At 77.8% G+C, this 12,158-nt stretch carries 10 protein-coding genes; 4 read left to right on the forward strand and 6 right to left on the reverse strand.

Annotated features, from left to right (window positions below):
* Window positions 1–57: 57 nt before the first annotated feature.
* Together ACI79F_RS21405 and ACI79F_RS21410 are read right to left on the reverse strand one after the other, a co-directional pair.
* Complete coding sequence (locus ACI79F_RS21405) at window positions 58–1,464, reverse strand: amidohydrolase family protein (RefSeq protein WP_456547626.1); 1,407 nt, start codon at window positions 1,462–1,464, stop codon at window positions 58–60.
* Window positions 1,461–2,690 carry a CoA transferase gene (locus tag ACI79F_RS21410; protein WP_456547625.1) on the reverse strand — a complete coding sequence of 410 codons (1,230 nt, stop codon included), beginning with the start codon at window positions 2,688–2,690 and terminating at the stop codon, window positions 1,461–1,463. Before ACI79F_RS21410 ends, ACI79F_RS21405 begins: the two co-directional genes overlap by 4 nt.
* 188 nt (window positions 2,691–2,878) lie before the next feature.
* On the opposite strand from ACI79F_RS21410, the gene mftD reads away from it, so the two are divergent.
* A complete protein-coding gene (mftD, locus tag ACI79F_RS21415) occupies window positions 2,879–4,147 on the forward strand; it encodes a pre-mycofactocin synthase MftD (protein ID WP_456547624.1) in 1,269 nt (422 codons plus the stop codon).
* A gap of 57 nt (window positions 4,148–4,204) precedes the next feature.
* Here mftD and ACI79F_RS21420 read toward each other — a convergent pair whose 3' ends face one another.
* Entirely contained in the window at window positions 4,205–5,341 is a 1,137-nt protein-coding gene (locus ACI79F_RS21420; RefSeq protein WP_456547623.1) for an enoyl-CoA hydratase-related protein, read from the reverse strand.
* A gap of 179 nt (window positions 5,342–5,520) precedes the next feature.
* Between ACI79F_RS21420 and ACI79F_RS21425 the strand changes: the two genes are divergently transcribed.
* Window positions 5,521–6,693 (forward strand): thiolase family protein, encoded by a 1,173-nt coding sequence (locus ACI79F_RS21425; protein ID WP_456547622.1) that lies wholly within the window; start codon window positions 5,521–5,523, stop codon window positions 6,691–6,693.
* 78 nt (window positions 6,694–6,771) lie between these two features.
* Here the strand turns inward: ACI79F_RS21425 and ACI79F_RS21430 are convergent, their stop codons facing one another.
* Together ACI79F_RS21430 and ACI79F_RS21435 are read right to left on the reverse strand one after the other, a co-directional pair.
* Window positions 6,772–7,596: an acyl-CoA thioesterase gene (locus ACI79F_RS21430; RefSeq protein WP_456547621.1), complete on the reverse strand. Its 825-nt coding sequence runs from the start codon at window positions 7,594–7,596 to the stop codon at window positions 6,772–6,774.
* A 72-nt stretch (window positions 7,597–7,668) separates the two neighbouring features.
* Window positions 7,669–8,412: a TetR/AcrR family transcriptional regulator gene (locus ACI79F_RS21435; RefSeq protein WP_456547620.1), complete on the reverse strand. Its 744-nt coding sequence runs from the start codon at window positions 8,410–8,412 to the stop codon at window positions 7,669–7,671.
* Between the two features lie 224 nt (window positions 8,413–8,636).
* On the opposite strand from ACI79F_RS21435, the gene ACI79F_RS21440 reads away from it, so the two are divergent.
* Window positions 8,637–9,812: a helix-turn-helix domain-containing protein gene (locus ACI79F_RS21440; protein ID WP_456547619.1), complete on the forward strand. Its 1,176-nt coding sequence runs from the start codon at window positions 8,637–8,639 to the stop codon at window positions 9,810–9,812.
* Between the two features lie 13 nt (window positions 9,813–9,825).
* Here the strand turns inward: ACI79F_RS21440 and ACI79F_RS21445 are convergent, their stop codons facing one another.
* Window positions 9,826–10,836, reverse strand: coding sequence for a DUF2889 domain-containing protein (locus tag ACI79F_RS21445; protein ID WP_456547618.1), 1,011 nt, complete (start codon window positions 10,834–10,836; stop codon window positions 9,826–9,828).
* Between the two features lie 82 nt (window positions 10,837–10,918).
* Between ACI79F_RS21445 and ACI79F_RS21450 the strand changes: the two genes are divergently transcribed.
* The gene (locus tag ACI79F_RS21450; RefSeq protein ID WP_456547617.1) at window positions 10,919–12,064 is read left to right on the forward strand and encodes a thiolase family protein; all 1,146 of its coding nucleotides are present in this window, start codon (window positions 10,919–10,921) and stop codon (window positions 12,062–12,064) included.
* Window positions 12,065–12,158 lie beyond the last annotated feature (94 nt).

The raw sequence follows: 12,158 nt of genomic DNA on the forward strand, positions 1-12,158 counted from the left end.
GTCCGGGACGACCGGACGCAGCGGAACATACATGTACAAGTCTCGATCGATCGAGCCTCAGGCGTCCGGGGCGACGCGGGTCAGCCGGCCGCCGACCGCCACGGCCCGGACCCGGTCGGCCGACGGGGCGGCGGCCACGTCGGCCGGGCCGCCGTCGAGCAGGACGAGGTCGGCCGCGGCGCCGGCGACGACCCGCCGCGGCGCGCCGCCGGGGTCGGTGGCGGGGCCGAGGTAGGCGGCGAGGGCCGCGGCGGGGGCGAGCCGCTCCGCCGGGCCGACGACGGCGCCCGAGCGGGTGCGCCGGGCGATGGCCGCCGCCATGACCCGCCACGGGTCCAGCGGACCGTGCGGGGCGTCGCTGGACAGCGCGACCGGCACCCCGGCCGCGACCAGGCCGGCGGCGCGGTAGAGGTCGTCGTGCTCGGCGGCCGGCACGTCGCGCAGGTAGTCGTCCCCGCGGTCGGCGAGGAAGCCGGGCTGGGTGACCACCCGCAGCCCCCGGCGGGCGAGGTCGCCGAGCACGCCGGGCGGTACCAGGGCGGCGTGCTCGACCCGGTCGCCGGGCACCGAGCCGGCGACGTCGAGTGCGGCCAGCAGCAGGGCGAGCGCCTCCCGGGTCACGACGTGCACCGCGACGGGGCGGCCGGCCGCGTGCGCGCCGCGGATCCGGTCGGTCAGCGCGTCGAGGTCGGGCAGCCCGGAGTCGGCGAGCACCAGCTTGAGCGGGCCGGCCGTCAGCCCCGCCGGCAGGTCCCCGCCCAGCGGCGCGCCGAGCAGGTGCACGGCCTGGAGGAGCGCCCCGTCCCGCCGGGCGGCGGCGAGTGCACCGACGGCGGCCGCGTCGAGGTCGGGCGTCGCGTCGGTGACGGCGGCGACGCCCAGCCGGGTCAGCCGGCGCCCCACGTCGGTGAGGTCGGGCGGGGCCTCGGCGCCGAGGCGGGCGCGCAGCCAGTCGTCGGCCCGCCACAGCCGCCCGGTCGGCCGGCCGGCGTCGTCCCGCTCCACGCCGGGGTGGTCCGCGCCGGCCAGGCCCAGCGCCGCGGCGCCGGCGGAGTTCACCACCCACAGCGCGCCGCTGCGGTGCTGCAGGCGGACGGGCCGGGCCGCGTGCAGCAGGTCCAGCGCGGCGGCGTCGAGGTCGCCGGCGACGGTCTCGGCGTAGCCCGTGCCGCGGACCCAGCCGTCGGCGCCGGGGCGGGCCGCCGCCAGGGCCGCGGCCAGGCCGCCGGCCGCGGTGACCGCCGGCGGCCCGCAGGGCACCGACCGCGCGGCCGCGGCGAGGGCGTGCAGGTGCAGGTGGTGGTCGGTGAGACCGGGCAGCAGCGTGCCGCCGGCGCAGTCGACGACCTCCTCGGCGTCCCGGCGCAGGCCGGCGCCCACCTCGACGACCCGGTCGCCGCGCACCCGGACGTCGGCCGGCCGCCCGTCCAGCAGCGTGGCGTCGCGGAAGAGCAGGCCGCTCACGGCGCCCCGAACCCGAGCCCGGCGAGGACGGCGTCCGTGTCGGCCCCCGCCCCGGGCGCCGTGCCCGGCACCGTCCGCGGCCGGGGCTCGGCGACCGGCACGGCGCCGTCGGGGGTGTCGACCACCCAGCGACCGCCGTCGCGGCGGGCGGCGGGGGAGGGGACCGGCGGCGCCCCGTCGAGGGTGGCGGCGACGACCGCGGTCATGCTGACGTCCCACAGCACCCCCGACCCGTCCGCGGGCGCGGTCGTGGCCAGCGCGGCCGCGGTGAGGCCGGTCAGCGGGTCGGCGATCGCGTCCCCGGCGAACAGCGGGTGCCCGTCGGCGTCCCACGCCACCAGGCCGGCGGCGGCCGCGACGTCGTCGCCGAAGCCGATCCGGCCGGAGGCGCGCCCGGCGGCGGTCAGCGACAGCCACGTGGTGCCGGCCGCGACGGCGGCCTCGGCGTCGAGGCCGAAGCCGGCCAGCGCCCGCGGCCGCGATGCCTCGATCACGATGTCGGCGGCGTCGACCAGCGCCGCCATCGCCGCGCGCCCGCGCGCCGTGGCCGGGTCCAGCAGCACCGAGCGGTGCCCGGCGTGCAGCAGCCGGTAGAACCGCGGGTCGCCGCGGCGGGCGCCGTCCAGCCGGCCGGGCACCTCCACCTTGACCACCCGGGCGCCGGCCAGGCCGAGCACGGACGCCGCCAGCGGGCCGGCCCACAGCGCGCTGAAGTCGACGACCAGCAGGCCCTCGACGGACCGCGGCGGGTGCTCGGGGAACGGCGGGGACGGGGGACCCGGCGTGCGGACGGGGCCGGCGGCGACGCCGAGCAGCTCGGCGCGGGCGGCCAGCTCCTCGCCGGGGTGGGCGCGCAGCCACGCCGTGACCGCCGGCCAGGGGTCGTCCGGGAGCTCCCGCCCGACCAGCGCCCCGAGCAGCAGCGGGTCGTCGGGGCGGGCGCAGGAGACGGCGGCCCAGCCGTCGAGCGTCGGCAGCAGGCGGCAGCTGCCGCCCGCCGACACCGGCCCCCGGCGCCGGTGCCCGGTGAGCGCCGCCCGCTCGGCCAACAGGGCGGCGCCGTCCAGCCGGACGGGGTGCGCGGTGCCGGCGGTCGCCGCCGCGATCCGGTCGGTGAGCTCGCGGGCCACCGTGGCCGCCCGCCCCGGCGGCACGAGCGGGGGGCCGTCGGGCCGGCCGGTCAGGGCGACCACCCCGCCGGCCGCCCAGTCGCTCGACGCGGGCAACGGCATCCTCGGTGGTGGGGGACGGGGGCGGGCGCGACGCTAGTGGACCGGGGGCGCGGCGACGAGGGCGCCTCCACCGGGGGTCGCGGAGCCCGCTCGCTCTGGACGCGCCGAGCGGGCGTCTCTACCGTGACACTCAGTGCCACCCGGCCGGCGGTGGTCGGGACCGGATCGACGAGGGGTGTGCTGTGGGCAAGTGGTTCGAGACCGTGGCGGAGGCACAGCGGCGGGCCAAGCGCCGCCTGCCCAAGGGTGTCTACGGCGCCCTGGTGGCGGGGTCGGAGAAGGGCCTCACCGCCGCGGACAACCTGGCGGCGTTCGACGAGATCGGCTTCGCGCCGCACACCGCCGGGCTGGCCAACGCCAAGCAGATGGCCACCACGGTCATGGGGCAGGAGATCTCGCTGCCGGTGATGATCAGCCCGACCGGGGTGCAGGCGGTGAACCCCGACGGCGAGGTCGCCGTCGCCCGCGCGGCCGCCGCCCGCGGCACGGCCATGGGCCTGTCCTCGATGGCCAGCAAGCCGATGGAGGAGGTCATCGCGGCGAACCCGAAGACCTTCTTCCAGCTCTACTGGGTCGGCGACCGCGACACGATGGCCGCCAAGGTGGAGCGCGCCAAGCGGGCCGGAGCCGCGGGTCTGATCGCCACCCTCGACTGGTCGTTCTCCTACGGCCGCGACTGGGGCAGCCCCTTCATCCCCGAGAAGATCAACTTCGAGGCGATGCGCCGGTACGCCCCGCAGGTGGCGCTCAAGCCCTCCTGGCTGTGGGACTTCGCCAAGACCGGGCGCATCCCGGACCTCACCGTGCCGAACATGGTGGCCAACCCCGGCGACCCGGCGCCGACGTTCTTCGGCGCGTACGGCCAGTGGATGCAGTCGCCCATGCCGACCTGGGAGGACGTCGCCTGGCTGCGCGGGCTCTGGCCGGAGGCGCCCTTCATGCTCAAGGGCGTCATGCGGGTCGACGACGCCAAGCGGGCCATCGACGCCGGCGCGACCGCGATCTCGGTCTCCAACCACGGCGGCAACAACCTCGACGGGACGCCGGCGTCCATCCGCGCGCTGCCGGCGATCGCCGAGGCGGTCGGCGACCAGGTCGAGGTGCTGCTGGACGGCGGCATCCGGCGCGGCTCCGACGTCGCCAAGGCCCTCGCCCTCGGCGCCCGCGCCGTCATGATCGGCCGCGCCTACCTGTGGGGCCTGGCCGCCAACGGGCAGGCCGGCGTCGAGAACGTGCTCGACCTGCTGCGCGACGGGCTGGGCTCGGCGCTGATCGGCCTCGGCCACCCGTCGATCGCCGAGCTCTCCCGCGACGACCTGGTCGTCCCGGCCGGGTTCGAGCGGCACCTGGGCGGGGAGAGCGCGCTGGCGTCGGTGTCGGAGGCCGCCCCCGGCCGGTCGCCGCGCGCCTCCCGCCGCCCCGCCCAGAAGGAGCAGTCGGCCCCGCGCTGAGCGAGGACCCCGTCGCGGCGGCGGGTCCCCGGGTGTCCCGGGGGCCCGCCGTCGTCGTCAGCGGACCGGCGTGCCCGAGTGCTCCGCCCCGCCGGCGGCCACCGGTGCCGGGTCGAGCACCTCGTCGACCAGCCCCCACGCCAGCGCCGTCGCCGCGTCGACGCGCGTGCCGGTCAGCCCGAGCCACGCCGCCCGCCAGCGGCCGGCCCGGCGCACGATGCTCACGGTGCCGCCGGCGCCGGGGATGAGCCCCATGGCCAGCTCGGGCAGGCCCAGTCGGGTGTCGGGCGCGGCCAGCACGCGACCGGCGAAGCAGGGCAGCTCGAAGCCCGCGCCCAGGCAGGTCCCGTGCACCCGGACCGTCACCCGGTCCCGGATCCGGTGGATCGCCTCGGCCACGCTCGCGCCCAGCCGCACGACGTGCGCGCGGGCGGGGTCCGGGGCCGAGCCGAACTCGTCGAGGTCCCCGCCGGCGGAGAACGACGGCCCGGCGCCGCTGATCTCCACCACCAGGTCGGGGTCCCACTCGGCCGGCGCCAGCGCCGCCACCAGCGCGTCGCGCATCGCGGCGTCCACCGCGTTGCGGCGGGCGGGCCGGTCCAGCCGCAGGTGCAGGACGTCGCCCGCGCGCGTGGCGACCACGCGGGAGCTGCGGTCGTCCGGCTCCCGGGCCGGGCCGCGGCCGGCCAGCCAGCGGGCGAACTCCGGGCCGGCGAGCAGGGTGGAGTAGGCGGCCGACTCCGCGGTGAGGGCGGCCGGCACCGGTAGCCCGGCGCTCTGCCGGAGCAGCCAGACGTAGGTCAGGGCCGCCAGCGGGGTGGCCGCGAACCGCTCGGTGAGGGCCTGCAGCGCCGCGCCGAGGTCCGGGACGGCGACGGTGCGCGCGTCGCCGGATGCCGGGGCCGCGGTGAGCCCGAGGTCGACGGCCGCGGCCAGCTCACCCGGCAGCCGCTCGCCGCCGCCGGTCACCGCGACGGTGCAGCGCCGGCTGCCGCGCAGGGCCGTGGCCGCCCGGCGGCGCAGCGGCGGGGGCAGCTTGGCGAACTCCTGCGCGTCGACGACCAGCAGCGGCTCGAGCGGCCGGCCGGCGCCGTCCAGGGCCAGGGGAGGGGGCGGCACCACGGCGAGGTCGGCAGCCCGCACCGTGGGCAGTCCGGGGGGCAGCCCGGCGGCGCCGGGGTCGCTGACCTGCATCTGGGGCTCCCGTCGGATCGCGCGGCGGTCCCCGGCGGCACCGCGCGCCGACAGGAGCGCGGGCCGTCGGGGGTTGCCTCCTTGTTGCCTACCGTAAGGCGTTCTACATTGCGAGAGGGGCGCCGCCTGACGCGCGCCCGTGCTCTGCATCCTGTCTCTCTGCACCGATCGAGGTCCCCATGCCCGAGGCCGTCATCGTCAGCGCCGCCCGAACCGCGATCGGCACCGCCCGCAAGGGCACGCTCGCCGACACCACCGCCGAGGAGATGACCCAGACGGTCCTCACGGCGAACATCGAGCGCGCCGGGATCGACCCGCAGCTGGTCGACGACGTCGTCTGGGCCGAGTCCCTCTACGGCGGTGCCGCGGTCGGCCGGTGGGCCGCCGTCAACGCGGGGCTGGACCACGTGCCCGGCGTGGCGGTGAACCGGCACTGCGCCGGCAGCCTGACCGCGGTCGGAATCGCGGCCGCGCAGATCCGCTCCGGCATGGACCGCGCCGTCGTCGCCGGCGGCGTCCAGTCCTCCTCGCTGTCGCCGATGTTCTCCCGCCGGGTGCCCGGCACGGCCGACCGGGTCGAGTCGTGGTTCCCGCCGATCCACCCCGACGCCCCCGACGCCCCGAGCCGGGACATGTCGATCACCGTCGGCTGGAACACCGCGCAGGAGGCCGGGCTCAGCCGCCAGGACATGGACGCCTGGGCGCTGCGCTCCCACCAGCGCGCCGTCGAGGCCATCGACGCCGGGCTGCTCGCCGACGAGATCGTCTCCATCAAGGCCCTGCAGAAGGACGGCAGCTACGTCGACTTCGCCGTCGACGAGCACCCGCGCCGCGACACCACCGCCGAGAAGCTGGCCTCGCTGAAGGTCATCCACCCGGAGATCGAGGGCTTCTCGATCACCGCGGGCAACGCCAGCGGGGTCAACGACGCCGCCGCGGCCCTGACGCTGGCCAGCGACGAGCTGGTCGCCGCCGAGGGCCTCACCGCGCTCGGCACCGTCGTGGCCTGGACGCAGACCGCCACCAACCCCAAGCGCACCGGCATGGCGCCGCTGGACGGCATCCCCAAGGTCCTGCAGAAGGCCGGCCTGTCCGTCGGCGACATCGCGCTGTGGGAGATCAACGAGGCCTTCGCCTCCGTCCCGGTCGCGGCGTGCAAGCTGCTCGGCATCGACGAGGAGAAGGTCAACATCCACGGCAGCGGGTGCAGCCTCGGCCACCCGATCTCCGCCTCGGGCGCGCGCATGCTGACCACGCTGGTCAACGACCTGCGCCGGGTGGGCGGCGGCTACGGCATCGCCACCATGTGCGCCGGCGGCGGCATGTCCGGCGCGGTGCTGATCGAGGTCTGAGGGAAGGACCCCCTCGTCCCGGCGCTCGCGAGCGCGCGCCGGGCCCCTGCGAGGGGGCCGTTCCAGCCCCCGCCGGTCTCAGGCCGGCGGGGGCTGCGACGTGCGGGGCCGGCGCATGAGGCCCTCCTGGACGACGGTGGCGACGAGCCGGCCGGCGGCGTCGGTGATCTGCCCGCGGTTGTAGCTGCGCCCGTGCGCCGCCGACGGCGAGATCTGGTCGTAGAGCAGCCACTCGTCGGCGCGGAACGGCCGGTGGAACCACAGCGCGTGGTCCAGCGAGGCGAACTGCAGCGTCGTCTCCCGGCCGTGCAGCCGCATCGACGTCCCCAGCAGGTGCATGTCGCTGAGGTAGGTCAGCGCCCCCACGTGGATCGCCGGGTCGTCGGGCAGCCGGTGCCGGTACCGCACCCACAGCAGCTGCCGGGGGCGGCCCTCGACCGCCTGCCCCGGCGGCTCGGGCACCCAGACGGCGTCCCAGTTCGGCCACTCCGCGGCGAACGAGCCGTCCAGCGGGTCGGTCGCGGGGAGCTCGCCCGGTCCGGGCACGGTCGGCGCGGCCTCCTGGTGCTCCGGTCCGGCGTCGCCGGTGTGGAACGACGCCGACATGGTGAAGATCGTCTCGCCGTCCTGGACGGCGTTGACCTGCCGGGTGCTGAAGCCCCGGCCGGTGCGCAGCCGGTCGACCAGCAGCAGGATCGGCTGCTGCGGCCGCCCCGGCCGCATGAAGTAGCCGTGCAGGGAGTGCACCGGCTGGGCGGGGTCGACGGTGGAGACGGCGGCCATCATCGCCTGCCCGGCCACCTGGCCGCCGAACGTCCGGGCCAGCCGCGTGGGCACCGGGTGCCCCCGGAACACGTCGGCGTCGAGCCGCTCCACGCTGAGCACGTCCAGGATGTCGGTCACCCGGAACACCTACCAGGCGGCGCGGGCCGGGCCGCCCGCGGGGGACGCCGGCGGGGGACGCCGGCGGGCCGGTCAGCGCCCGGCGGCGGCCGCGGCGTCCCGCGCCGGGGCGGCGGCGCCCGCGCGCAGCTCCGCCAGGTGCGCCCGCAGGCCGCGCAGGGTGTTCTCGAGCCCGAACTCGAACGCCTGGTCCCCGGTCATGACCAGCGGCTGCGGCCGGTCCAGCTGGGGGAGCACCCGCAGCCGGGGCGCCTCCTCGAACGGCCCGGCCGTCAGGTCGGCCAGCGCCGCGGCGTCGTCGCCGATGCGGGCGAGCGCGGCCGAGCCGCGGGTGAACACCGACAGCGCGCTGTAGGCGTCCATCGCGGCGTCCGGCGGGAAGCCCGCGCGGACCAGCAGCTGGAGCACCCGGTCGATCCGCTCGGCCGACATGCGCCCGGCCTCGGGCGTGCCCGGGCTGCGCAGCACGATCAGGTCGCAGAGCAGCTCGTGCTCGCGGAACATCCGCCGCTGCGCGCCGAAGTACCGCCGCAGGTACTCGTCCCACGGCAGGTCGTCGGGGATGTCGATGCGCCGGTCGAACTCCGCCATGGCGCGCTCGGCGAGGGCGTCGAGCAGCTCGTCCTTGCTGCGGAAGTACCAGTAGATGCTGGTCACGCCCACGTCGAGGCGCTGGGCCAGGCGCGGCATGCTCAGCGCCTCCAGCGACTCCTCGGAGGCGAGGTCGTAGGCCCCCTGCAGGATCTCCGCAGCGCTGATCGAGCCCCGGGCCCGGCGTTTGCGGGGCGGGGGCTGCGGGGCGGGGGTGGACGACACGCCGGCCCTCCTTCCGAGGATCGCTTCCCAGACTAGTCCGGCACGGATCTCGCCCGGCCCGGCCGCCCGCGCCCGTGACCTGCACCCGCGCGTCGATGCGGCATCCGTCCTTCCCTAACGCACCCGCGATGTGATAGTTGTCGAAACATCTACGGTATGCATCAACGGATGGGTGCCGCCGTTCCGCCCGGGACGCCGTCCCCTCCTCGAGAGCGAGGTCTGCCGTGACCGCCTCCCCCTGGCTGCCACCCGCCGCCGCCGTGCCGGTGCAGGACGCGCCGAGCCTGGCCGCCCACGTCCGCGACTGGCGGGCCGCCCACGGGCTGACGCACGGCGACCTCGCCCGCCGGCTCGGCGTCGCGCGCACGACCGTCCGCAACTGGGAGCTCGGTCGCCGGCCGCAACCGCTGCAGCTGGCCGCCCTGGCGCGGCTGTTCGGCTGGGACGACCTGACCGCCCGCGCCGTCGCCGGCGAGGACCGGGTGCGGACCGAGCGCACCTCCGGCGGCCGGCACGCCTCCCCGCTGTGCCGGGCCCGCCTCGCGGCCGGGCTGACCATGACCCAGGTGGCCAACCGGGTCGGGGTGACGCCCGCCAGCGTCTCCCGATGGGAGAACGGCTGCCGCCGCCCGAGCCCGGGTCACCGCCCGGCGCTGGCCAAGGTGCTGCGCGTCGGCCCCGAGCACCTGGACCGGCTGCTCGAGGACACCCCGGCCGGCCGCTGGGACGGCGCCGCCCTGCCGGGTCTGGGCGCCCTGCGCCGCGCCGCCGGGTGGACGCAGCGGGAGTTCGCCGTCGCCGTGGGCATCGGCTCCACGACCGCCCACCGGTGGGAGAACGGCCGCACCCGCGTGCCCGAGGAGCGGGTGGAGCGGGTCGCCGAGGTGCTCGGCCTGACGACGGCGGAGCTGCTGGAGCGGGGCGCGACGCCGGTCGCCCGCGCCGACGCCATCCCGGCGCTGGCCCGGCTGCGGACCGCGGCCGGGATGAGCCAGCAGGAGGCGGCGCACCACGTCGGCATCAGCGTCCGCACCCTCCGCCGCTACGAGCACGGCCGCCGCCGGCCCGGGCTCGCCGCGGCCCGCGCGCTGGCCCGCTGCTACCGCCGTCCCCTGGCCGAGGTGCTGCGGGCCGGCTCGGTGCCGGTGCCGCCCATCCTGGTCCGGCGGGCCTGGGTACCCGGGGACCTGCCCGCCGTGCTGGAGGCGCTGCGCGCGACGGCCGGCCTGTCGGCCGCGGAGCTCGGCCGCCGCCTCGGCACGACCGGGCGCCGCGTGCGCTCCTGGGAGCGCGGCATCGCCCTGCCCGGGCGGGCGGCCTGCCAGCGGCTGGAGCTGCTGCACCAGCTGCCGCCGGACCGGCTGGCGCGGCTGGCCCGGGCCGCCGTCCCCGCCGGCTGACGGCCGCGCCCGCTCACCCGGGGAGGTCCCCGGCGAGCGCGGCGACGTCCTCGAGGCCGCGCAGCGCGTCGGTGAGGTGGGTGCACGTGCTGGTGCCGCCGAACTCGGCCCGCACCCGCGCCCGCAGGTCGGCGACGGGCGTGCCGGCCAGCCGGCCGGCGCTGGCCGCGGCCGCCGGGCACTCCTGCCAGGGCAGCACCCGGGGCGTCGCCTCGGCGGCGAGCACCGTGCCGCTGGTGCGGTGCACCCGGGCGGTGAGGTCGTACTCGTGCAGCACCGTCTCGGTGCCCGACAGCAGCGTGTAGGAGTCGCGGAACATCGCCCCGACCCGCAGGACGGCCGGGTCGGCGGGGTCCGCGGCGACGTCCAGCCGCCGGTGCCGGCGCATGTGCCCGGGGGCCAGCGGGGCGAGGTCGTGCCAGGCGAGCGGGTCGTCGGTCCGCAGGTCCGGCGCCTGCGGCCCGTGCAGCGCCGGGATCGCCCCCTCGGTGCGGATGTGCACCATCATCGTGCCGTCCTCGCGCCAGCCCGAGCAGATGCCCGCCGAGGAGCCGAGGGCGCTCGCCGCGCGCCGTCCCGCCGGCCCGGCGGGGGAGGTGCCCTCCATCATCAGCGCGTAACCGGAGATCAGCGAGGTCACCGGCACGTCGTCGAGCAGCAGGAACAGCGGGGAGCGGGCGGCGCGCTCGCCGGGCAGGGCGGCGTCCAGCGCGGTGCGGTACCCGGACCCGGCGCGCAGGCCGACCAAGCCGGCGGTGCCCGCGGCCGCCGGGGTGGCGTGCACCTCGGCGACCCGGCCGCCGACCACGACCGTCGTCGCCGTCGCCCCGCGCAGCACCCGCGCCGTCCCGTCCGAACCGGTGGCGAGGTCGCGGGCGGCCCCGCGCAGGTGCAGCGGGCCGGCCGGGCCCTCGGGGCGGACGATCTCGGTCGTCGCCGTCCGCCGCACCGACCCCGGCGCCCGCGGCGGCGTGCCGCGCGCCGGATCGGAGACGCCGTGGCGCGGGTCGAGGGCCGTGCTCATCGGCCACCTCCGCGGCCCGCCGGGCAGGGTCGGCGCCGACCGTACAGTGAGCCGCACGACATCTCGAAGAGGAGAGAACAGCATGCGTGACGCGGTGATCGTCGAGGCCGTCCGGACCCCGGTCGGCAGGCGCAAGGGTGGGCTGTCGGGCGTGCACCCGGCCGATCTGTCGGCGCACGTGCTGCGGTCGCTGGTCGAGCGCGCCGGCGTCGACCCGGCCGAGGTCGAGGACGTCATCTGGGGCTGCGTGGGCCAGGTCGGCGAGCAGACCTTCGACATCGGCCGGACCGCGGCGCTGGCCGCCGGCTGGCCGGAGACGGTCACCGGCGTGACCGTCGACCGCCAGTGCGGCTCCTCGCAGCAGTCGATCCACTTCGCCGCCGCCGGCCTGGTCGCCGGCCAGTACGACGTGGTCGTCGCCGGCGGCGTGGAGTCGATGAGCCGGGTGCCCATGGGCGCCTCGCTGATCGACCAGGACCCGTTCGGCGAGGCGTTCATGGCCCGCTACGGCACCTTCCCCAACCAGGGCGTGGGTGCCGAGATGATCGCGGAGAAGTGGGGCTTCACCCGCGAGCAGTGCGACGAGTTCTCCGTCGGCTCGCACGAGAAGGCCGCCGCCGCCCGCGCCGACGGCCGGTTCGCCGGCCAGATCGCGCCGGTGACCCTGCCCGACGGCACGGTGGTCAGCGAGGACGAGGGTATCCGCCCGGGGACGACGACCGAGGTGCTCGCCGGCCTGAAGACGGTGTTCAAGCCCGAGGGCGGCGTGATCACCGCCGGCAACTCCTCGCAGATCTCCGACGGGTCCGCGGCGCTGCTGATGACCACGTCGGACAAGGCGCGCGAGCTCGGGCTGACCCCGATCGCCCGGGTGCACACCGCGGTGCTGGCCGGTGCCGACCCGGTGATCATGCTGACCGCGCCGATCCCGGCGACGGAGAAGGCGCTGCAGAGGTCCGGCCTGTCGCTGGACGAGATCGGCGCGTTCGAGGTCAACGAGGCCTTCGCGCCGGTGCCGCTGGCCTGGCTGGCCGACATCGGCGCCGACGCCAAGGCGCTCAACCCCAACGGCGGCGCGATCGCGCTCGGTCACCCGCTCGGCGGCTCCGGTGCCCGGATCGCCACCACCCTGCTGCACCACATGCGGGACAACGGCATCCGCTACGGCCTGCAGACGATGTGCGAGGGCGGCGGCCAGGCCAACGCCACCGTCTTCGAGCTGCTGTAGCCGCGCCCTCCCTCACCGCCGCGGGGGGGGGGGGGGGGGGGGGGGGGGGGGGGGGGGGGGGGGGGGGGGGGGGGGGGGGGGGGGGGGGGGGGGG

This window comes from Blastococcus sp. SYSU D00868, assembly GCF_054050575.1.

Coding starts and splice junctions, on each gene's coding strand:
- ACI79F_RS21420 (WP_456547623.1), bottom strand. CDS start 5,341: ATGCAGGTCAGCGACCCCGGCGCCGCCGGGCTGCCCCCCGGACTGCCC.
- ACI79F_RS21425 (WP_456547622.1), top strand. CDS start 5,521: ATGCCCGAGGCCGTCATCGTCAGCGCCGCCCGAACCGCGATCGGCACC.
- ACI79F_RS21445 (WP_456547618.1), bottom strand. CDS start 10,836: ATGAGCACGGCCCTCGACCCGCGCCACGGCGTCTCCGATCCGGCGCGC.
- ACI79F_RS21450 (WP_456547617.1), top strand. CDS start 10,919: ATGCGTGACGCGGTGATCGTCGAGGCCGTCCGGACCCCGGTCGGCAGG.